This window comes from Mesorhizobium sp. RCAM 06353 (assembly GCF_059683585.1).
The window spans coordinates 6,240,769-6,261,408 of record NZ_CM185031.1; the positions used below are offsets into that span (position 1 = coordinate 6,240,769).

General features: G+C 64.6%; 18 protein-coding genes. 2 read left to right on the forward strand and 16 right to left on the reverse strand.

Annotated elements, in window-relative coordinates; translation table 11 throughout:
- Nucleotides 1-2: 2 nt before the first annotated feature.
- Nucleotides 3-638 (forward strand): dihydroxyacetone kinase subunit DhaL, encoded by a 636-nt coding sequence (gene dhaL, locus AC56QX_RS30315; RefSeq protein ID WP_497112215.1) that lies wholly within the window; start codon nucleotides 3-5, stop codon nucleotides 636-638.
- Here dhaL and derI read toward each other — a convergent pair.
- Genes derI through AC56QX_RS30330 form a run of 3 tightly spaced genes read right to left on the reverse strand, consistent with a single transcriptional unit; the run spans nucleotide 635 to nucleotide 2,652 of the window.
- A complete protein-coding gene (gene derI, locus AC56QX_RS30320) occupies nucleotides 635-1,075 on the reverse strand; it encodes a D-erythrulose-4-phosphate isomerase (RefSeq protein WP_497112217.1) in 441 nt (146 codons plus the stop codon). The genes dhaL and derI overlap by 4 nt on opposite strands.
- A gap of 28 nt (nucleotides 1,076-1,103) precedes the next feature.
- A complete protein-coding gene (locus tag AC56QX_RS30325; RefSeq protein WP_497117970.1) occupies nucleotides 1,104-1,832 on the reverse strand; it encodes a triose-phosphate isomerase in 729 nt (242 codons plus the stop codon).
- Nucleotides 1,833-1,887: 55 nt separating this feature from the next.
- Nucleotides 1,888-2,652, reverse strand: coding sequence for a DeoR/GlpR family DNA-binding transcription regulator (locus tag AC56QX_RS30330; protein ID WP_497112219.1), 765 nt, complete (start codon nucleotides 2,650-2,652; stop codon nucleotides 1,888-1,890).
- 273 nt (nucleotides 2,653-2,925) lie between these two features.
- Here AC56QX_RS30330 and fba point away from each other — a divergent pair, with 273 nt between their 5' ends.
- Nucleotides 2,926-3,990 carry a class II fructose-bisphosphate aldolase gene (gene fba / locus AC56QX_RS30335; protein WP_010914722.1) on the forward strand — a complete coding sequence of 355 codons (1,065 nt, stop codon included), beginning with the start codon at nucleotides 2,926-2,928 and terminating at the stop codon, nucleotides 3,988-3,990.
- Nucleotides 3,991-4,057: 67 nt separating this feature from the next.
- Here fba and AC56QX_RS30340 read toward each other — a convergent pair whose 3' ends face one another.
- The 13 genes from AC56QX_RS30340 to AC56QX_RS30400 form a co-directional block, all read right to left on the reverse strand.
- Entirely contained in the window at nucleotides 4,058-4,996 is a 939-nt protein-coding gene (locus tag AC56QX_RS30340; protein ID WP_497112221.1) for a sugar phosphate isomerase/epimerase family protein, read from the reverse strand.
- Nucleotides 4,997-5,039: 43 nt separating this feature from the next.
- Entirely contained in the window at nucleotides 5,040-6,098 is a 1,059-nt protein-coding gene (locus AC56QX_RS30345; protein WP_497112223.1) for a class II aldolase/adducin family protein, read from the reverse strand.
- Nucleotides 6,098-7,615 (reverse strand): glycerol-3-phosphate dehydrogenase, encoded by a 1,518-nt coding sequence (locus AC56QX_RS30350; RefSeq protein WP_497112225.1) that lies wholly within the window; start codon nucleotides 7,613-7,615, stop codon nucleotides 6,098-6,100. The genes AC56QX_RS30345 and AC56QX_RS30350 overlap by 1 nt, the downstream gene beginning before the upstream one ends.
- 45 nt (nucleotides 7,616-7,660) lie before the next feature.
- Entirely contained in the window at nucleotides 7,661-8,701 is a 1,041-nt protein-coding gene (locus AC56QX_RS30355; RefSeq protein ID WP_497112227.1) for a 2-hydroxyacid dehydrogenase, read from the reverse strand.
- A 10-nt stretch (nucleotides 8,702-8,711) separates the two neighbouring features.
- On the reverse strand, nucleotides 8,712-10,265 hold the full coding sequence (locus AC56QX_RS30360; protein WP_497112228.1) for an FGGY family carbohydrate kinase: 1,554 nt from the start codon (nucleotides 10,263-10,265) through the stop codon (nucleotides 8,712-8,714).
- Nucleotides 10,265-11,389, reverse strand: a complete 1,125-nt coding sequence (locus AC56QX_RS30365) for an ABC transporter ATP-binding protein (RefSeq protein WP_497112230.1) — start codon at nucleotides 11,387-11,389, stop codon at nucleotides 10,265-10,267. The genes AC56QX_RS30360 and AC56QX_RS30365 overlap by 1 nt, the downstream gene beginning before the upstream one ends.
- Entirely contained in the window at nucleotides 11,386-12,504 is a 1,119-nt protein-coding gene (locus AC56QX_RS30370) for an ABC transporter ATP-binding protein (RefSeq protein ID WP_497112232.1), read from the reverse strand. Before AC56QX_RS30370 ends, AC56QX_RS30365 begins: the two co-directional genes overlap by 4 nt.
- A gap of 2 nt (nucleotides 12,505-12,506) precedes the next feature.
- A complete protein-coding gene (locus tag AC56QX_RS30375) occupies nucleotides 12,507-13,364 on the reverse strand; it encodes a carbohydrate ABC transporter permease (RefSeq protein ID WP_497112234.1) in 858 nt (285 codons plus the stop codon).
- A gap of 9 nt (nucleotides 13,365-13,373) precedes the next feature.
- On the reverse strand, nucleotides 13,374-14,297 hold the full coding sequence (locus tag AC56QX_RS30380) for a carbohydrate ABC transporter permease (RefSeq protein WP_023777019.1): 924 nt from the start codon (nucleotides 14,295-14,297) through the stop codon (nucleotides 13,374-13,376).
- Between the two features lie 159 nt (nucleotides 14,298-14,456).
- Complete coding sequence (locus AC56QX_RS30385; RefSeq protein WP_497112238.1) at nucleotides 14,457-15,902, reverse strand: ABC transporter substrate-binding protein; 1,446 nt, start codon at nucleotides 15,900-15,902, stop codon at nucleotides 14,457-14,459.
- Nucleotides 15,903-15,947: 45 nt separating this feature from the next.
- The gene (locus AC56QX_RS30390; protein WP_095198847.1) at nucleotides 15,948-16,922 is read right to left on the reverse strand and encodes a sugar-binding transcriptional regulator; all 975 of its coding nucleotides are present in this window, start codon (nucleotides 16,920-16,922) and stop codon (nucleotides 15,948-15,950) included.
- Between the two features lie 238 nt (nucleotides 16,923-17,160).
- The gene (locus AC56QX_RS30395) at nucleotides 17,161-18,396 is read right to left on the reverse strand and encodes a VWA domain-containing protein (RefSeq protein WP_497117972.1); all 1,236 of its coding nucleotides are present in this window, start codon (nucleotides 18,394-18,396) and stop codon (nucleotides 17,161-17,163) included.
- Nucleotides 18,389-20,638 carry a DUF5682 family protein gene (locus AC56QX_RS30400; RefSeq protein WP_497112241.1) on the reverse strand — a complete coding sequence of 750 codons (2,250 nt, stop codon included), beginning with the start codon at nucleotides 20,636-20,638 and terminating at the stop codon, nucleotides 18,389-18,391. Before AC56QX_RS30400 ends, AC56QX_RS30395 begins: the two co-directional genes overlap by 8 nt.
- Nucleotides 20,639-20,640: the final 2 nt, after the last annotated feature.

A 20,640-nucleotide genomic window follows, 5' to 3' on the forward strand; every position in this document is an offset into this window, starting at 1 on the left:
CCGTGACCATCGATGCCGCCGACCTGAAAAGAATGTTCGATACGATCGCGGTGGCGATCGAGGCCGACAAGGACCGGCTCTGCCAGCTCGACGGCGTCATCGGCGACGCCGACCACGGCATCGCCATGGAGCTCGGCTTCAATGCCGTGCGCGATGCGCTGGCGCCACTCGACCTTGCAACGACCGAGCCGACGGCGCTGCTCAACACGGCGGCGAAGTCGTTCCTCAATGCCGTCGGCGCCTCGTCAGGCCCGCTCTACGCAACGGCCTTCATGCGCGCCGCCGCCGCCGTCAAGGGCAAGGCGACGCTGGCGGACGCGGATTTCATCGCCCTGTTCCAGGCCATGGCGCAAGGCATCAAGGATCGCGGCAAAGCGGAACCTGGCGAGAAGACGATGGTCGATGCCTGGCAACCGGCGGCGGAAGCGGCCGCCGCAGCCAATCTCACCGGCAAGACCTTGGCTCAGAGCCTCGAGGCGGCCCTTGCCGCCGCCGAGTCTGGTGCTGAAGCGACCAAGGACATGATCGCCGCCAAGGGCCGCTCCTCGCGGCTCGGCGAGCGATCGCTCGGCCACATGGATCCGGGCGCGGCGTCGGCCGTCACCGTCATCGGCGCGATACGCAAGAGCCTGGGTTAAATCTTCGCCGCGTCGAGCCTGTCGATCGCCTGGACATTGCCGGCCGACGGTCCCTTTTCGTCGAACTCCGAGGCGAGCCAGGTGTCGACGATCGCCTTGGCCAGCTCCGGGCCGATGACACGGGCGCCCATGGTGATGATCTGGGCGTTGTTGGATTTCGCCGCCCGCTCGGCCGAATAGGTGTCGTGGGTAAGTGCGGCGCGGATGCCCGGCACCTTGTTGGCCGAGATCGAGACGCCGATGCCGGTGCCACAGAACAGGATGCCGCGCTCGTTCTCGCCGTCGATGATGGTCTGGGCGAGCTTTTGCGAGAGGTCGGCATAGTAACCGGCCTGGCTGAGGTCGCTGACCGTGAGGCCCGGCTTGGTCGCGAGGTGTGCGGCGATGACATCGAGCAGCGGCTTGCCGGCGCTGTCGGCTCCAATGGCTATTTTCATGGGTTTTCCCTTTCGTGTTTGATTGATTTCAGATCGCCGCCGAGGCGCGGCCGAGGATGTCGATGTAGCCCTCCGCCTGCCAGGCGGAGCGGCCGATGAAGAGGCCGTCTATATTGGGCTGGCCGATCAGTTCGGCGGCATTGCCGGGATTGACGCTGCCGCCATAGAGCACCCGCGGCACGGACGGGAGCAGGCCGCCGGCCACCGTCTTGATCAGTCCCTGTTGCTTGTCGGCATAGTCGGCGCTGGCCGGAATGCCCTTGTCGCCGATCGCCCAGACCGGCTCGTAGGCAAACAGGACTTTTGCGCCCTTCCTCTCGCCTTCGAGGAATTGCAGCGCGCCCTCGACCTGAGCGGTCAGCACGGTATCGGCTTGCCCGCTTTCGCGCTCGGCCAGCGTCTCGCCGACACAGATCAGCGGGATCAAGCCGTGCTTCACGGCGGCCGCCGTCTTCAGGCCGACCGTGCGATCGGTCTCGCCAAAATGCTCGCGCCGCTCGCTGTGGCCGAGTTCGACCAGATCGAGCCCGCAGTCGCGCAGCATCACAGGCGAAATCTCGCCGGTCCAGGCGCCGGCATCGGCCCAATGCATGTTCTGGGCACCGACCTTGATGCGCGTCGACGACAGCGCCTGCTTGACCTCGCGCACCGCCGTGAAAGGCGGGATGACAAAGGGCTGGATACGGTCATCGAAACCGGGAATGAAGCCGGCCAGGCGCTCCGCGAAATCCAGCGCCTCGGCCAGCGTCTTGTTCATCTTCCAGCTTGTACCGACCCAATACACCACGCGTGCTCCTTATTCAGTGCCGAACTCAGTTACCGACCAGGGCCACCGACACACCGGCGGCATCCAGCGCCTCGTACAACCCCGGCTCGAGCTCACGGCCAGTGAAGACCGTGTCGAACGCCTTGAGGTCGGTGAGAAAATGTAGCGCCGTGCGGCCGAACTTGCCGTGATCGACCAGCAGGTATTTGCGGGTTGCCGCCGTCATCATCAGCCGCTTGGCCTGCACCACCTCCTGGTCCTGGTGGAAGGCGGAGGCGCCATGGATGGCGGATGAGGACAGGAAGGCGACGTCGGCGCGCAGCGATCTGAGCATGTCCTCGGCGAGCAGGCCGAAGAAGCCGTGGAATTTCTTGCTGTATTCGCCACCGAGCGCGATCAGGTTGATGCCTCCCGCCCCGGCCAGTTCCTGGATGACGGCCAGATTGTTGGAGATCACCGTCAGCGGCCGCAGACCGGCGAGATGGCGCGCAATGCCGCCCGCCGTCGAGCCGTCGTCGATGATCACCGTCTGGCCGGGCTCGATCATGGCCACGGCGGCCGCGGCCAGGCGCTGCTTTTCCTCGATCGCCTGCTTCTGCCGGTAGCGGAAATCGCTTTCGAACAGGCTGCTCGGCTGGATCGAGGCGCCGCCACGCACCTTGCGCAGGAAACCACTTTCCTCGAGCTCGTCGAGGTCGCGGTGCACGGTCATCTTGGAGACGCCAAAGCGCAAGGCGAGATCGTCGACGCCGGCCTGACCGGCATCCATCAGAAACTCCATGATGCCTTGACGCCTGATATCGCTCTTCATCGCCGCTGACCGCCAACGCCGCAGCGTGGCTCCTTGATGGGGTCGAAGATATAACAGCTATCGTCGCAAAAGTATCAAATATTTTGTGATAATGAGATAATTCTCTGGGACATTCCGGTTGCCCCGATCGCGGCCCTGTAACAAGAATTGCTGCCGGGACGGTCTGTCACGGTTGCGGTTGCGCGGAAATCCGGCCAGAAGCATCGGTGGGCTGGACGATGCGCGGACAGTTCGCAACCACCAGGTTTGAAACCAGATACGGGAGACTATTCGTTGGCTCGCATCACACTGAGACAATTGCTCGATCACGCCGCCGAATACGGCTATGGCGTGCCGGCCTTCAACATGAACAACATGGAACAGGGCCTCGCCATCATGGAGGCGGCGGAAGAGACCAAATCGCCCGTCATCCTGCAGGCAAGCCGCGGTGCGCGCGCCTATGCAAATGACGTGGTGCTGGCCAAGCTGATCGATGCGCTGGTCGAAATCCACCCCGACATCCCGGTCTGCATGCATCTCGACCATGGCAACAACGAAGCCACCTGCGTCACCGCGATCCAGTACGGCTTCACCTCGGTGATGATGGACGGCTCGCTCAAGGAAGACGGCAAGTCGCCGGCCGACTACGCCTACAATTCCGGCATCACCAAGCGCGTCGTCGACATGGCGCATTGGGGCGGTGTGTCGGTCGAAGGCGAGATCGGCGTGCTCGGTTCGCTGGAGAGCGGCGGCGGCGAGCAGGAGGACGGCCACGGCGTCGAAGGCGCGATCAGCCACGACCAGTTGCTTACCGATCCGGAACAGGCGGTGGAATTCGTCAAGGACACCCATGTCGATGCGCTGGCGGTCGCCATGGGCACCAGCCACGGCGCCTACAAATTCTCGCGCAAACCCGATGGCGCGGTGCTGGCCATGAACGTCATCGAGGAGATCCATCGCCGTCTGCCGAACATGCACCTGGTCATGCACGGCTCGTCCTCGGTGCCGGAAGATCTGCAGGAGATCATCAACAAGTATGGCGGCCAGATGAAGCCGACCTGGGGCGTGCCGGTGGAAGAGATCCAGCGCGGCATCAAGCATGGCGTGCGCAAGATCAACATCGACACCGACAACCGCATGGCGCTGACCGGCGCGATCCGAAAGGTGTTGACGGAAAACCCGAGCGAGTTCGACCCGCGCAAATATCTGACGCCGGCAATGGCTGCCATGCGCAAGCTCTGCAAGGAACGCTTCGAGCAGTTCGGCACCGCCGGCAACGCGCCGAAGATCAAGCCGCTGCCGGTCTCGGAGATGGCCAAGCGCTACAAGTCGGGCAGCCTCGACCCGAAATTCGGCTGAGGTTCTGGCGACTTCAAATCTGCAGAGTTCGACGGGCAGGAGCTGCATCAGCTCCTGCCCTTTTTTATCAGGCCTTTGGCAGCAGACCGGACCTGCCGGCGTCGATGAACGGCGCCCAGTAGTCGACGGACTCGCGGATCATGGCGACGACCTGATGGTCGACCGGCTCGCGCTCGCGGAACGACAATTCGAGACAGATCTCGTTGTCGGTGCCGCCGCCGCGCCGCACCGTCTCCAGCAGTTTTTCCGGCGTGATGCGGCCATCCCTGTTGTAGGTCGCGGTGAACGGCCAATGGCCGCCCTTGTTCATCGACGATTGCTTGATGTGGATGATCGGCGATTTCCGGGGAAAGGCCTCGGCCCAGGCATAGGGATCGATGTCGGCGGGATTGCTTGAGGTGACATCGCCATGGTCGATGTCGACCATCATCTCCAGCGGAACGGCCATTCGGGCGGCGTCGATCGCGCCTTGCATCTGCCGGCAGTTCTCGATGGTGTGGCCGAACTCGCGGCCGACCGACATCGGTTCCCAGAACAAATAGGTCAGGCCTGCCGCCTTGGCATGCTCGGCGACCTCGCGCCAGCAGTCCAGGGCGATGTCGAATAGCTGCGCACGGCGCTCTGGGTCGTCAAAATCGCGGTGGGTGAAAATGGCGAATTGCGTGCCCATGCCGCCGGCGCCAAGCTCGGCGGAGATGTCGGCGAAGGTCTTGAACCAGTCGACATAGTAGCGGCGCACATCGGCGTCGGGGTGGCCGAAATGATTGAGCCGGCCGTAGGGGCCGGTCATGCCTGATGTGACGCGCACGCCGGTGCGGGCGAGCGCGCCGCGGAACAGGCGGACGAATTTGACGATCGTCGCCGCCGGCCAGCCGGGGTTGATGAACTCATGCGTGAGCTGGACGTCCCTTATGCCGATATCATAGGCGATGGTGTCGATCAGGTCGTCCGGATCGGCAAATCGGTTGACCAGCGGATTGGTGTTGAGAGAGAGCGTGAAGGCCAAGAGGCGATCCCTCCTCAGCGCTGGCGCGGGGCGGTGACGGCCGTCATTGCAGCGTCGTCCCCTCGCGGTTGAGTTGCTGGCGGTATTTTTCGGCGTCCCAGTTCAACAGTTCGGCATTCTCATTCGGGCTGAGATAGTTGACGCGCGCGGCACCATCGATGCGCGCGGCGACATCGGCCAGGCAGCGCGCCATCGCTTCGGCGCCGGCATTGGCATCCCGGCGCATCAGCACGCCCTTGCCGGGAAAGAGGACGGACGTCGGCGCGGCCGCAGTGCGGGCGACGACCGCCGCCGCGTTCTCGGCGGGGCCGGCGATCACCGAACCGACACCGAGAAAGATGACGTGATCCGGATAAAGGCTGCCGGAAGCGGCGATGCGGCAACTGGCGAGATCGGTCGCGACGGCATGCGCGGCCGCCGAGGCCGGCAGCCGGTAGTCGCTGCCGGCGGCGAGCCGCAGCAAAGCGTCAAGATCGGTTAGCGGGGCCGGTCGCGGCGGGCGCGCGAGCAGCCCGGTCACCCGTTGCAGCAGCAAGGCTGCTTCGCCGACCGTGTCGGCGGCGACCACCAGCCCGTGATTGCCAAGCACGAGCACGTTGGTCGCGGGCTTCAGCCGCTCGGCGATTGCCTGCGCCAGCGGCAGGCCGGGCCGGCGATAGGGCACGAACGCCCAATCGAGCCCACGCAGGCGCTCCTCCAGCAAGGCTTCAGCATTGGCCTGCACGGCGATCGAAATCGTCTCGACGCAATGGACGTGGACGACAATCTTCTGCGGCAGCAGCGCGTGCACCGTCGTCTCGATGGAGGGCCGCAGTTGGCGAGGGTTGAGGTCCGCCAGCGTGAACTGACCGGCCGTCTCCGCCGCCCGGCTCCGCTGAGCCACGGCATCGAGCAACGGCGCCAGCGCGACCGGCACCATGATCTCATCGTCGCGCGCGTTCTTCAGCCAGGTGCCCGAGGCTTTGATCCACAGCACGCCGGCCTGCTTGATGGAGGTGTTGCCGCCGGCGCCCTGGACCAGCAGCGGGTCGGCGCCGATGCTGGCGGACAAGGAACGCAGCATGCAGAATTCGCTGGAGTGGTTGTCGCCCGTATGCGCCATCAGCCTGCCCTCGCCAACCGGTTTGCGGACCAATGCTCGAAGGCCGCCCTCTCCTCGGCGGACAGATGCAGGCCATGCTTGGTGCGTCGCTCCAGGATATCGGCCGATGTCACCGCCCATTCCCGGTCGAAGAGATAGTTGGCCTCGCGCTCAAAAAAATCCTTGCCGAAGCAGCGCCCGAGGTCATCGAGCGAGCGGGCAGCGCCAACCAAAGCCCGCGTCCTGGTGCCGTAAAGCCGGCCATAATGCTTGAGCAGCGATGCCGGCATCCATGGATATTCGCGTCCGAGGTCGCCGAGAAACTGTTCGAAATCGGCATTGGCGATGTCGCCGCCAGGCAGATGCGCCTTCGCTGTCCAGGGCTTGCCCATTTTGGGAAAGAACGGAGCGATCCTGTCCAGCGCATGCTCGGCCAGTTTGCGGAAGGTGGTGATCTTGCCGCCGAAGACGGAGAGCAGCGGCGCCTGCGCATCCGGCGCGTCGAGCTCGAAAATATAGTCGCGGGTCACCGCGCTGGGATTGTCGGCATTGTCGTCATAGAGCGGCCGGACGCCGGAGAACGAATAGACGACATCGCCGCGTGCAAGGCCGCGCTTGAAATAGCGGTTGACCACCTTGATCAGGTAATCGATCTCGCTCTCATCCGCGGCCACATCCTCGGGCCGGCCCTCATATGGGATGTCGGTGGTGCCGATCAGAGCGAGATCGTTCTGATAGGGGTTGATGAAGATGACACGCTTGTCTCTGTTCTGGATGAGATAGGCCTGCCGCCCCTCCCAGAATTTGGGCACGACGATGTGGCTGCCCTTGACCAGGCGCACATTGCGCCTGGAGTTCTGGCCGGCAACGCGGTTGACGATGTCGTTGACCCAGGGGCCGGCGGCATTGACCAGCGCGCGGGCCCGAACCACCGTCCTGATGCCCGTCCTGCCATCCTGCATCTCGACAACCCACAGGCCGTTCTCGCGGCGGGCGGCGGTGCAGGCGGTACGGGTGAAAACCCTGGCGCCGCGCTCGGCGGCGTCGAGCGCGTTGATGATGACGAGGCGGGCATCGTCGACCCAGCAGTCGGAATATTCGAAACCGCGCCGGAAGGCGTCCTTGATCGGCGCACCCTCGGGCGCGGTGCGCAGGTTGAGCGTGCGGGTCGCCGGCAGCCGCTTGCGGCCACCGAGATGGTCGTAGAGGAACAGGCCGAGCCGCACCAGCCAGGCCGGTCGGTCGTCGGGGCTGTGCGGCAGCACGAAGCGCATCGGCCAGATGATGTGCGGCGCTGATTCCAGCAGCACCTCACGCTCGATCAGCGCTTCGCGCACCAGACGGAATTCGTAATATTCGAGATAGCGCAGGCCGCCATGGACGAGCTTGCCCGAGCGTGAACTGGTGCCTTCGGCGAGATCGTCCTTTTCGCACAGGATGACCGAAAGGCCGCGGCCGGCGGCATCGCGCGCTATGCCGGCGCCATTGACGCCGCCGCCGATGACAAAGAGGTCGACGATTTCAGGACCGCCGTTCATGTCGCCGTGGCCTCGATGCCGATGTGATGTGTCATGGCGGCTGCCTCAGCACGGATTGACCGGAGGCAGTCCGGCGAGATAGCGGCGCACCTCCTCGGCGGCTTGTTCGGCGGCATAGGTGACGGTGCGCACCGAAGCGCCGGCGATGTGCGGCGTCAGCGTCACATTGGGAAGCTGCAGCAAAGGCCAGTCGGCAGGCACCGGCTCGACCGCGAACGTCTCCAGCATGGCGCTGGCGATCTGCCCTGAAACCAGCGCCTCGTAGAGTGCGTCATAGTCGACCAGCGGCCCGCGCGCGGTGTTGATGAGAATCACGCCCGGCTTCATCCGCGCGATGGTGTCCGTGCCGATCATGCCGCGCGTCTCCTCGGTCACCCGGGGATGCAGCGTGACGACATCGGAGCGGGACAGCAGATCGTCCAGCGCGACGAGTTCGACGCCGGCATTGCGATCGTCGGCACTCAATTGAACATAAGGGTCGCAAACGAGGACATGGCAACCGAAGGCGCGCAGCAGGCGGACGACCTTGGTGCCGATATTGCCGTAGCCGATGACACCGACGGTCATTTCGTTGAGCTCGCGGCCGGTGCGGTCGGCGCGGTAGAGATCGCCGCGCCACTCGCCCTTGCGCAAGGCCTCGTGGCCGACCCGGATCAGACGCGTCTCGGCCAGGATGGCGCCGAGAGTGAACTCGGCGACGGCAGTGGCGTTGCGGCCAGGCACATTGACCACTGTGACGCCGTGCGCCCTTGCAGCAGCCATGTCGATGTTGATCGGGCCGCCACGCGAAACCGCGACCAGCTTGAGATCAGGCAGGCGCCGCATCATGCTGTCCGACAGGGGCGCGAGCTGCGTGACCAGGATCTCGGCATCGCCGATGAAATCGACAACTTCGTCGGGGTGGCCGAAATACTCCTTGACCTTGTCGAGACCGAGCGCCGGATTGCCGAACTCCATCGGTTCGTCGGGCCACGCCGTCTGCAATGTCCTGATGTCGAGGTCACCGGTCGCAACGTTCTCGATTTTGGCGCGAAACACCTCCGGCAGCATGAAGTTGTCGCCAATGATCGCTATTCTCTTACGCATACTCAACTTCTCAATTTTCCTGCGCTGCAGCCATCGCGCGCCAGACCGGCCGCAACGCCTGGTGCGCCAACATGTAGGACGGGGTCATCTTGTCGTAGATCGCGGCGAGGCTGCGGTCGCTGGGCTCGGCTTCGCCAAGCAGCGGCGTCACCCATTCGCCGACGCACGCATCCATGGACGGGTAGAGGCCGACGCAGACCGCGGCGATCATTGCCGCACCCGCCGCGCCCGCTTCCTCGCGCGCGCTGGTGCGAATGTCGGCCCCCACCGCTGCACCGAGGATCTTGCGCAGCGCCGGGCTTCTGGCAGCGCCACCGGTAAGGCGGACTTCACGCGGCAGCGGTCCCATGGCCGCGTAGCAATCGCGCGCCGCAAAGGCCAGGCCCTCGAAGACGGCGCGGACGAGGTCGGCATAGCCGTGCCGCGAAGAAATGCCGACGAACCCCGCACGGGCATTCGCATCGACGAACGGCCCGCGCTCACCCGCCTCCGACACGTATGGCTGATAGAGCAGCGAGGCTGGCTGCGCGGCGGCTATCCAGGCATCGACCAGCGCGATCATCTCGCCATTGCTGCGCGAAATGCCTTGCGAGGCGAGAATGCCGGAGGCGAGCCCGAGCACCCAGTCGATGTTGAGCGTAGCCGCCATGTTCGACTGCATCTGCGCGAACACGCCGGGCGCCGGCATCGCCATTGTGTAGCCCGTCGCCGCGTCGTTCAGCTGCACATCGTCGGGGGTCTCGGCCAGCCGCATATGCATGCCGGTGGAGCCGATGATCGAGCAGCCCGGCTTGCGCTCGCGGTCGAGCAGGCCGGCGCCGAGAGCGGTGCAGACGACGTCGACATAGCCAAGCACCACGGGGGTGCCGGCCAACATCCCGGTGGCGTCGGCGGCCGCTTGCGACAACCCGGTGCTGTGCCTGGTGCCATCGACGATCGGCGGCAGCAGATGCCTGAGATCGGCGACGCCAAGCACGTCGAGCACCTCGTCGCTATAGTCGCGGGTGTGGAAATCGCCGAAGGTGAAGGTGCCCTCGGACGGATCGGTGGCGCGTTCGCCGGTCAGCCTGAAATAGAGCCAGTCCTTGCAGTGAAACGCCGTCGCCGCCTTGCCGAGCATTTCAGGCATGGTGCGCTTCATGAAGACGAATTGCGAACCCTGCTGGCAGGCGGCAAGACCGCTGCCGGTCTTTTCGAAGCGGAGCCGGTCCTCGGGACGTGCGCGGATTTCTTCCACGACGGCAGCGGCGCGCGCGTCGAGCCAGAGCCAGCCCTTCGCCACCGGCTCGCCCTTGGCGTCGATCAGCCAGGTGCCGTCGCCCTGCCCGGTGACCGCGATCGCCACCGTCCGGCTGGCGAGGTCCGGCACCTTGTCGGCGAGCTGGCGCAAGGTCGTGGCGGCATCGCTCCATGTGCGCGAAAGATCCTGTTCGGCGCCGCCGCCCGGCAGCGTTTCATAGTGGTTGGGCAGTGCGGCGGCGGCGATCTGCCGGCCCGCTATGTCGAAGGCGATGGATTTGATGACGGAGGTGCCGGCGTCGATGCCGATCAGTATGTCACGCATCAGGCAAGCTCCATGCCGTGCGAAATCGCCTCGCCGCTCGCCTGGTCGAAGACGTGCAGGTTCTTCGGATCGATGCTGACATTGATCGGCGCACCCAGATCGAGACGCGTGCGGTCATGCTCGACCAGGACCAGCGAGCCGCCCGCGAAGTCGGCGGCGATATGGGTCTGGTCGCCGAGCCATTGGTTGGCCGATACCCTGGCCGGAACACCTTCCTTCGAGCGCCGGACCGCGTAAGGCCTGATGCCGATGACGACCCGCTCGCGGCTGAGCAACTGATCGCGAACCGGAGCGCTGAAGGCGTCCTTGTCGTAATCGAGCGAAAGGCCGTCGGGCAGCCGCAAATTGATGCGGCTGGCGGTGGCGCCGACATAGGCCTCGAAGACATTCATCGGCGGTTCGCCGACGAAAGTTCCGGTGAACAGGTTCGCCGGGCGCTCCTTGATCCGGTCCGGTGTATCGAACTGCTGCAGCACGCCGCCTTCCATCACCGCGATCCTATCGGCAAGCGCATTGGCCTCGGTCTGGTCGTGGGTGACCAGGATCGCAGTCAGGCCGCGCTCCTTGATGAAGTGCTTGATGCGGCCGCGCAGCACGGCGCGCAGCTGCGGTTCGAGCTGCCCCATCGGCTCGTCCAGGAGATGCAGGTCGGCCTCGCGGATCAGCGCCCGGCCGAGGCTGGCGCGCTGCTGCTGACCGCCCGATATGGAGCTGGGGTAGCGCTCCAGTATGTCCTCGATCTCAAGCAGTTTGGCGATGCTGGCGACCTTGGCGTCGACCTCGGTCTTCGGCAGCCTCGCCGCCTTCAGCGCGAAAGCCATGTTCTCGCGCACGGTCAGCGGCGGGTAGAGCGAATAGCCTTCGAAGGCCATCGCCACATTGCGCTTGACCGGCGCCAGAGTGTGCACCTTGCGGCCGGCGACGGCGATCTCGCCGCGCGACACATCCTCGAAGCCGGCGATCATACGCAGCGTCGAGGTCTTGCCGCAGCCGGACGAGCCAAGCAGGGCCACGATCTCGCCCTTGGCGATTTCCATGGTCAGGTTCTTGACGGCGTGCACGCCCCGGTCGATCGGGCCATAGAACTTGTCGACACCGGAGATGGTGAGTGCGCTCTGGCTCATGCCGCTTCTCCATTGCGCAAAGCGACGACGTTCTTCGAACCGATGCGGTCGCCGCTGGCGTGATCGAACAGCAAGGCGCTCTTGCCGTCGACGGCGATATGGGCCTTGCCCTCGCTGCGGCCCGGCGTTCCGGCCGGGCGCGAAACCAGGATCTCGCGGCCGCGCACGGTGCGCACCAACGTGACGATCTTTTCGTTGAGCGGCGTCTCGGCCTCGACCGTCACCGGAATGGCGGCGGCAGTGCCCTCCTCGACGAAGCTCAGCGCTTCGGGCCGCAGGCCGATCACGCAGTCGCGGCCGACCGCCGTGTCGTAGGCACCGGCGAGATGGACCTGGACATTGGACAGGCCGACATAGATGCCCTTGGCGTCGCGCGAAGGCTTAACGTCGAGCAGGTTGATGGTGGGGTCGCCGAACAGCCGGGCGATCTCGATATTGGCCGGTTCGCGATAGATTTGCTCGGGCGTGCCGAGCTGCCTGATGACGCCTTGAGACATGACCGCGATGCGGTCGCCGAGCGCCATGGCTTCCTTGTAGTCCTGGGTGACGTAGACGACGGTGGCGCCGCGATCGGCGAGCAGGCGCGGCAGTTCGAGCCGCATCTCGAAGCGCAGCTTGGCGTCGACATTGCGCAACGGATCGTCGAGCAGCAGAAGCGGCGGCGAGCCGACCAGCGCGCGAGCCAGTGCGGTGCGTTGCTTCTGGCCGTTGGAGAGCGCGCGCGGCTTGTGGGAGAGCACATGGGCGATCTTCAACAGCTTGGCGACGCTCTCGACGCCGGCCTTGATCGCACTCTGCGAGGACCGCTTGGCCTCCAGCGGCGTCGCGATGTTGTCGAAGGCGGTCATATGCGGAAACAGCGCGAAATTCTGGAACGCCATGCCGATGCCGCGGAACTCCGCATCGACATCGGTCATGTCGTCGCCGCCGATAAATATCTTGCCCTCATCCGGATCGATGACGCCGGCGACGAGCCTGAGCAGCACTGTCTTGCCGGCACCGGACGGGCCGAACAGCACGAGGGTTTCGCCATCGGCCACGGTCAGCGACAGATTGTCGAGGACGGTCTGGCTCTTGTAGCGCTTGACGACATTTTTCAGTTCGAGGCTGGCCATGTCTATCCTTTCACCGCGCCAAGCGAGAGGCCTTCGACCAGATAGCGCTGTGCATAGAGGGCGAGCGCCAGCGTCGGCGTGATCGAGAGCACGATGGCCGCCGAAATCTGGCCGTACTGTATGCCCGAGGAGGTGATGAAGGCGAGCGCGCCGACCGTCACCGGCTGCTTGTCTGCCGAGGCCAACACCAGCGCGAAGACGAAATTGTTCCAGGCGAAGATGAAGGCAAGCAGGCCGGCGGCGGCGATGCCGGGACCGGCGAGCGGCAGCGCGATCTTGCGGAAGGTGGCGAACCAGGAATGGCCGCCGATGCGGTAGGCATATTCGATGTCGGCCGGAATATCCTCGAAATAGCCGCGCACGATCCACAGGATCAGCGGCAGGCAGATCAGCTGGTAGACCCAGATCAGCCCGATATAGGTGTTGGCGAGACCGAGCTTCTGGAAATAGAGGGTGAGCGGCAACAGCACCAGAAGCGCCGGCGCGAACTTGAACGACAGCAGCGTGAAGGCGATGTCCTCCGAGCCGCGGAATTTGTGCCGGGCGAAGGCGTAGGCCGCGGGAACGCCGAGCAGCAGCGCGACCGCCACCGAGGTCACCGACAGGAACACCGAATTCCAGAGGTTGCGCATGAAGGCGATGTCGAGTGTGCCGGCGGCGGTGATCAGCTTGCCGGTGATCAGCGCCGTGTAGTTGGCGAGCGTCGGCTCGAAGATCAGCTGCGGCGGAATGCGCAGGATGGTCTCGTTGGTCTGGAACGACATCATGAAGATCCAGACGATCGGGAACATGAAGAAGATCACGACCAGTGTCAGCGCGGCGCCGCGCAGGATGCGTTCGAGCAAAGATGTGTGTTCCATCCCGGCCTCCTATGCCTGACCACGGGCGCGTTCGCGCAGCCGCAGCCAGTTCTTGATGAAGATGTTGGAGAGGAAGTAGGTGATCGCCCACAGGATGATCATCAGCGCCGCCGAGCGGCCGACATTGGTCGACTGGAAGAAGTTGAGATAGGCCTCGACCTGGAACACGGTCAGCGTGTCGCCCGGCCCGCCTTGCGTCATGGCGTAGATGATATCGAACTGCTGGATGGAATCGAGCAGGCGGAACAATGTCGCCGTCAGGATGTAGGGCGTCAGCATCGGCAAAGTGATGCGGAAGAAGACGAAGCTTCTCGGCACGCCATCGAGGGCGGCGGCCTCAAAAGGCTGTGTCGGCAGGCTGCGCAGGCCGGCGAGCAGCAGGATCATGATGAAGGGCGTGTAGACCCAGATGTCGACGAGCACGACGGTGAACAGCGCCGTCGACGGCGACGAGGCCCAGCGGAAATCCTGCAGCCCGATGAGGCTGGCGAGATAGCTCAGCACACCGAAGCCGGGATTGGTCATCAGCTTCCACATCAGCGCGGCAAGCGCCGGCGCCGTCATCAGCGGCATCAACAGCATGATCGAGATGAAATTGTTCAGTGTCGAGCGCTTCTGCAGCAGCAGCGCAATGGCGAGGCCGAGAAGCAGTTCCAGCACGACCGTGGTGCCGGCATAGAGCAACGACACTTTCAGCGTGTTCCAGAATTTTGGATCGGTGAAGAAGGAGATGTAGTTGTCGCCCCAGTTGAACTGCCGCGCCCAGGGCTGGCTCAGCCGGTAGCGCTGGAAGGAATAGACGACCGAGGTCAGGAACGGGATCAGAATGCCGATGCAGACGAGCAAGGCCGGCAGGCTGAGCACATAGGGCAACACCCGCTTGCTGATCCTGAAGCCGGATGGCTTGGGCCTTTGCGATACCACCGCAGTCATCGAGCTGCTCCGTTGTTGCTGTCGCTTCGCCCTGCCGGCCGCCCAAGGGAGCAAGGCGACCGGTCGGGCGAAATAGCGGCCACCTTCCGGCACCGCATCGCAAACGTCAAAAGGTGTGATGAGGGCCGGTCCGCCAAGCAGGCCGGCCCTCGCTGCGACTTAGCCGAGACCGGCTTCCTTGAGCTGGCCGTTGATGCTTTCGGCCAGCTTGTCGAGGCCTTCGTCGACCGGCACTTCCTTGGCCACCATCTTCTGCAGCGTTGCCGCCCATTCGGTGGTGAGGTCGAAGAACAGCGGCTGCGCGGTGAACTTGATCGAGGCGCCCGGCGCCGAGGCGTCGAACATCTCGACATAGCCCGGGTAGCTCTTGTTCAGCTTGTCGCGGAACCCCTGATCCTTCCAGACCGACTGGCGGACAGGATTGACGAAGTCCATCTTGGTCGCCCCGAACAGCCCATGCTCCGGCCCGGAGGCCCATTGCATGAAGTACCAGGTCGCGTCCTTGTCCTTCGAGAAGTTGGACATTGCCAGCGACCAGATCCAGATGTTGGGTGTCGCCGCCTTGGCTGCCGGATTGGCCTTGAAGTTCGCGAAAGCGAGCTTGCCGGCCATCTTGTTGTCGCCGCCATTCATGAAGTAGCCGAGGATGTCGGCGTCGAAGATCATCGCCGAGGCGCCGGCGCCGAGATCGGTACCGACCTGGTACCATGTGTAGGTCGACCAGTCCTTGGGGCCGCTCTCCTGGATCATCTGCACCCACTGCTTGTGGAAGGCCTTGGATTCGGCGGTGTTCATGGCGGCCGACAATTTACCGTCGGCCGACACGTTCAGATCCTTCTGGTCGAAATTGGCATAGGCCGACAGGAAGCCGGGATGGATCGTCGCCCAGGAGCGCGAGCCACGCACGCCGATGCCGTAGACGCCGCCACCGACATCCTTGGTGAGCTTGGCCGCCGCGGCAACCATCTCGTCCATATTGCCGGGAATGGCCACGCCGGCCTTGTCGAACATCGCCTTGTTGTAGGTGATGTTGTTCTGTTCAAAGCCCCACGGAATGCACCACTGCTTGGCGTCTTCCGAACCCAGCGCGCCGCCCGGCTTGCCATTCCAGGCGCAGGAGTTCTTGACGCCGGGCAGGAAGTCGTCCCAGGCATAGTTCGGGTTGGTCTTGGCCGGGTCCTTGATCCATTCGTTGAGGTCGGTGATCCAGCCGGCGGGGCCATAGGTCCAGGTCATGTAGGCGCCGGTCATGAAGGCATCGTATTCCGGCGAGCTGGCCGAAAGTGCTGCCGTCACCTTGTCGAAATAGACGTCTTCCGGGAATACGTCGTAGACGACTTCCATGCCGGTCAGTTTCTTGAAGTTTTCGAGATCGGCGATCATCGCATCGGCATAGGGATGCTTGTTGAGCAGGAGCTTGATGGTCTTGCCTTTGTGTGCCTGCCAGTCGAAATCCGCGGCAAGCGCGCGGGTCTGTCCCAGATTGAGCAGCGTACCGGCGGTGCCGGCGGCAAGGCCCATGGCACCCAGGCCCTTGATCAGCCCACGACGGTCGACTTGTCCGCGCAGGAAGGCGTCAATGAGGTCTTTCTCTTTCTCATGCATTTCGTTTTCTCCTCCACAGGGTAGTTTCAACCAAACTGAAACCGGCTACCCGACCGGCGTCTCTTCCACGAGCGATCGCGCCGTCCGCTCGTCTGTTATCAGGCCCTTGAGATAGCGGCCCTCCAGCACCGACTTGATGGCGCGAACCTTGATCTTGCCGCCGGCGACGGCGACGATCCGGCGGCTGGCAATGTCCTCACGCGTCAAGGCCAGCGCCCGGTCGGAAACGGTCGTCGCCACCGCCTTGCCGGCCTCGTCGAAGAAATGGCCGAGCAATTCGCCGACGCCGCCATTGCGGCGGATCTCCTCCATCTCCCCCTTTTCGATCATGCCGGTGGCGACCAGCGATGCCTCGCGTTCGGCGGTGCCGATGCCGGCGAACAACAGGTCAGCGGAGCGCGCGAGATCGAAGACCTCGCTGATGCCCTTCTGCCCGAGCAGGACGGTCCGGTCCTCCGCCGTGTTGGCGAACATCGGCACCGGCATGACATAGGCTTCGGCGCCGGTGCGTTCGGCGAGCCGATGAATGACGTCGTGCGGATTGGCCGAGAATTTCCGCGTCAGACCGCCGAGCAGCGAGACGAAGCGGATCTTGTCGGTCGAGGTGCGCGGCAGATATTCGACGCAAGCGGCAAGCGTGCGGCCATGGCCGACACCGATCAGCGCCTCCTCGCCGCGTTCGATCTCACGCTTGAGGAACTGCGCGCCGGCAATGCCCAGCGCCTTGAGCGGCAGATCCTCGGAATCGAAGTCCGGAACCACCTCGCAATAGTCGAGGCCGTAGCGGCGGGACAACTCGTCTTCAAGCTCGACGCATTCCGACACTTCGCCGTCGATATAGACCTTCACCAACCCTTCCTGGTTGGCCTTGGTGATGAGGCGGTGGGCCTTGAGGCTGGTCAACCCGAGCCGCTTGGCGACCTCGGACTGGGTCAGGCCACCGGCATAGTGAAGCCACGCGGCGCGTGTCGCCATGCTGGTTTCATCGTCGCGCAGGAGACCGTTGCCGAACCCTACCATTTCCACCCTTTGATATTTTTATCAGTTGCTGCAAAATTTTTCACAAGGCGCGCTCAGAGTCAAGCGACCGATTGGTGCAAATCACGACATGACGGCCGCAGCGGGCTTTCGGCCGACTGTCTGGCGATGTCAGTGAATGGCGATGCGACGAGCCCTATCCGGCGTGCAGGCCAGCACTGCCGGCTGTTCAAGCCAGGTTTTGGATTGCCGCTTTTGACAACGCCGAGTTGAGCGCGCCTTAGACGTCGGCCGCCGGGCTGTCGGCCTCGGCGCGAACCAGCTTGATGTCGGCGCCTGCCGCCCATGCGCCGACATCTTCCCGTCGCAAGGCCGCCGCCATCATGTCTGGAAACAGATCCGGCGTGCAGGCGAAGACCGGAATGCCGAGCGCTGCCACCGACCCTGCCATCTTGGGGTCATAGCCCGGCCTGCCCTGATCGGTCAGCGCCAGCAGCACCACGACATTGACGCCGGAGCGAACCAGCCCTGCCAGCCGCTGCAGCAATTCCTGGCCGTTGCCGCCTTCATACAGGTCGGTGATCAGCACCATATGCGACTTGGTCGGCCGCTCGATGCGATCGGCGCAATAGGCGACGGCCTGGTTGATGTCGGTGCCGCCGCCAAGTTGCACGCCGAACAGGACTTCGACCGGATCGCTGAGCTCCTCGGTCAGGTCTACGATGGCCGTATCGAAGCAGACGAGCTTGGTGCGCACCACCGGCAAGGAGGCCATCACGGCGGCGAAGATCGAGGCGTAGATCACCGAGCTTGCCATCGAGCCCGACTGGTCGACGCAGAGCACGACTTCGTCGAGATCGACCAGCCTGCGCTGCTTGCGCATGAAGCCGACCAGCTTCTCCGGGACGATGGTTTTGTGCTCGGGCTGGTAATGGCGAAGGTTGGCCGAAATGGTTCGCGGCCAGTCGATGTCACGCTGCCGGGGGCGGTTGGTGCGCTGCGACCGGTCGAGCGCGCCACGGATCGCCTCGGCGGTCTTCTGCTCCAGCCGGTGCATCAGCTTGGCAACGATGTCGGCGATGATCGTGCGCGCAATGTCCTTGGTCTTGGCCGGCATGACCGAGCGCAGCGAGATCAGGTCGGCGACGAGATTGACGTCGGCCTCGATCGCCTTGAGGAATTCCGGCTCCATCATCATCTGCTTCAGATTGAGCCGCTCGAAAGCATCCTTCTGGACGATCTGCACGACCTGCGCGGGAAAGAACGACCTGATATCGCCCATCCATTGCGCCACCTTCGGCGCCGAGCGACCAAGCCCGCCGCGCCGCTTACGCGCATCGGCAGCCGCATCGCCGGCGCCATCGCCATAGAGAGCATCAAGCGCTGCCGACAGCCGCTTGTCGGTGTCGGAAAGCGCTGAAGAGTTCTCGTCATCGGCGCCGATCGCCAGGCGCCAGCGGCGCTCGCGTCCGTCGCCGGTCGGCCCGGTTTCGCTGATGTCGGCCTCGTCATCCATTGCCATTCTCGCTCATCAGCAGAGGTGCAAGCCGTTCCAGATGCCGGCGCCAGGCCTCGTCGTCGTTCGGCGTCGGTGTCAGCCCGGCCGGCAGGCGCCTGGCTCGGCCGAGGACCGCTTCGATCAACCGACGCCGCTCCATCGAATCCAGATGCGAAAAGACCCGGCGCAGCAACGGCAGATGCGCGATGAAAGCATCCTCGTCGAGGGATTTGAGCCAGGCATCGACCGCTCCGCGCAGGCCTTCATCATAGATCAGCCGCTGACCGGCGGTGCTGAAGAAGCCCTCGAAAAACCCAGCGGCCTCGGCGACCGGCGTTCCCGGCGACAGGCGCCGCGCGATCAGGCCCGCCGCGGCGTGGGCGGACAGATGGCCGGCTTCGTAAAGCAGATGCGCGGCACAGCCGGCCACCAGCGCCGTCGATCGCGATCCGTCGAGCACGGTCGCCAGTCCATTGCGCCAGGCGTCCAGAACATCCTGTTCCGATTCGACCAGCTTGATCGCCTCGTCGGCCTTGCGCATGGCGCTGACCAGCGCCGTCGAAGCCTGGGCATCGAGGTCGCGGGCGGCGTAGGGAAGCGCGATACCGCCTTCGACGATCAGCCGCTCCAGCAGGCCGGACAGGCGCGCGGTTTCGGTCTTGCGGGCTTCGCCATAGCGGATGATGTCGGCGAGCGGCGGCACCGATGCCAGGATTTCCAGACACTCGCTGCTGCGTGCCGCGCGTTCCTCCAATGTCGCCAGGCCAGCCGTCGACGCCTCCGACAAATTGGCCGTGATGGCGCCCTGAACCAGAGCCGCCAGCGCATCGAGGGAGGTCGCGGCGCCGATCATCTGGATCAGCCGGCCATTGGCCGCCTTTTCGATGGTTGGTCCGTAGATCAGGTTCTCGACCAGGCGAACGGCATATTCCGGCTGCCACGCCAGCGTCCAGCGCTCGCGAAACGTGCCGCGACTGCGGCCGCTGTCGGTCAGTCTGCCCCAATGCACGCCAAGCACGTTCAGCCGGTGCAGCAAGGTCGACCGGAACAGCCCGCTTTCGCTGCGCAGGTCGACCGACAATTCGCGCTCCAGCGCCTCCGGCTTCAGCCGCGCCGCCTTCTGGTTGCGCTGCAGATCCTCGATCAGCGGCGCCAGCGGGGTATCAGGCGGAATTTCACCGACATCGGCGCCGAGCAACAGTTCGGCTTCGACGAGTGCCCACAATATAGCTTCGCCGTTGAACAGAGCGGCGATCGCTGCATCGCGCAATTCCTCGAAACCGGGCTTTGGCCGCTCGCGGATCACAGCCAGCGTGCGGGCCAGCCTTTCGGCCTCGATCAGCGAGGCGGTCGACACCATGTGCCCCTTCGCCCGCAGCACCGTGGCGATGCGCGCGAGCCACAGGACCGAGGCGTCGCCTTGCCCACGCGTCTGCCACAGATGCTTGCACCAGCCGGGCGCGACGACGCCGGCGCCATAACCGAAGCCGAGCGCCAGGCGCGGCCCCGTCCATGGCGCCCAGGTCATCGTGCTCTTGCGCCGGGCGAGCCCCTTGAGCAGCGCCTGATCCTCCTTCAGCGGACGTGCCGCCTGCAGTGCCGGCACATGGAAGGCGCCGCAGACGACAGCAACCGGCCCGTCGAATTCCCTGCGCGCGGCAGCGATCTCCAGCCGCATATGCGCTTCGCGTTTTGCCTCGAATTCGGCAAGCGGACCTTCACCCTCGCGCAGCGTCGTCATCGCATCGGCTATGGCAACAAAGATCGGGCCGGGCTCAGGGTTCTGCTCGATGATGTCAGCCCACCAGCTTTCGCCATCCTCATAGCCGGCGGCCTGCGCCAGCGTACCGATCGGATCGCGCAAATGCGGCGCCAACTCAGTCTCGACTTCGGCTTTCGTCTCATCGGCCTCGGCCTCCTGCGTGGCCTCAGCCGACGCAACTCGGGCCGACGACGGCAGGTCGATGAAGCGCACTGTCGCGTTGTTGGCGACGGCCCACAGCGTCGCCTGATACTCCGGCGAGAACTCGGCAAAGGGCCAAAAGCTCGTCGAGGCCGGATCGTCTTCGGGATAGCACAGCAGCGCCACCGGCGGCTGCATTTCGGGGCGGGCGAGCAATGGCAGCAACGCCGAGGCGTCGGCCGGCCCCTCGATCAGCACGGCGACCGGCTTCAACTCCTGCAACGCCTGCACCAGGCTGGCGGCGGAGCCGGGCCCGTGATGGCGTATGCCGAAATAGGAAACGTCGCCCAGCGCCATGG

Excerpts from the sequence above, each read along its gene's own strand:
- derI (WP_497112217.1), bottom strand. The coding sequence starts at position 1,075 with ATGAAAATAGCCATTGGAGCCGACAGCGCCGGCAAGCCGCTGCTCGAT.
- AC56QX_RS30325 (WP_497117970.1), bottom strand. The coding sequence starts at position 1,832 with ATGAACAAGACGCTGGCCGAGGCGCTGGATTTCGCGGAGCGCCTGGCC.
- AC56QX_RS30330 (WP_497112219.1), bottom strand. The coding sequence starts at position 2,652 with ATGAAGAGCGATATCAGGCGTCAAGGCATCATGGAGTTTCTGATGGAT.
- AC56QX_RS30345 (WP_497112223.1), bottom strand. The coding sequence starts at position 6,098 with ATGGCGCATACGGGCGACAACCACTCCAGCGAATTCTGCATGCTGCGT.
- AC56QX_RS30350 (WP_497112225.1), bottom strand. The coding sequence starts at position 7,615 with ATGAACGGCGGTCCTGAAATCGTCGACCTCTTTGTCATCGGCGGCGGC.
- AC56QX_RS30355 (WP_497112227.1), bottom strand. The coding sequence starts at position 8,701 with ATGCGTAAGAGAATAGCGATCATTGGCGACAACTTCATGCTGCCGGAG.
- AC56QX_RS30360 (WP_497112228.1), bottom strand. The coding sequence starts at position 10,265 with ATGCGTGACATACTGATCGGCATCGACGCCGGCACCTCCGTCATCAAA.
- AC56QX_RS30365 (WP_497112230.1), bottom strand. The coding sequence starts at position 11,389 with ATGAGCCAGAGCGCACTCACCATCTCCGGTGTCGACAAGTTCTATGGC.
- AC56QX_RS30370 (WP_497112232.1), bottom strand. The coding sequence starts at position 12,504 with ATGGCCAGCCTCGAACTGAAAAATGTCGTCAAGCGCTACAAGAGCCAG.
- AC56QX_RS30375 (WP_497112234.1), bottom strand. The coding sequence starts at position 13,364 with ATGGAACACACATCTTTGCTCGAACGCATCCTGCGCGGCGCCGCGCTG.
- AC56QX_RS30380 (WP_023777019.1), bottom strand. The coding sequence starts at position 14,297 with ATGACTGCGGTGGTATCGCAAAGGCCCAAGCCATCCGGCTTCAGGATC.
- AC56QX_RS30385 (WP_497112238.1), bottom strand. The coding sequence starts at position 15,902 with ATGCATGAGAAAGAGAAAGACCTCATTGACGCCTTCCTGCGCGGACAA.
- AC56QX_RS30390 (WP_095198847.1), bottom strand. The coding sequence starts at position 16,922 with ATGGTAGGGTTCGGCAACGGTCTCCTGCGCGACGATGAAACCAGCATG.
- AC56QX_RS30395 (WP_497117972.1), bottom strand. The coding sequence starts at position 18,396 with ATGGATGACGAGGCCGACATCAGCGAAACCGGGCCGACCGGCGACGGA.
- AC56QX_RS30400 (WP_497112241.1), bottom strand. The coding sequence starts at position 20,638 with ATGGCGCTGGGCGACGTTTCCTATTTCGGCATACGCCATCACGGGCCC.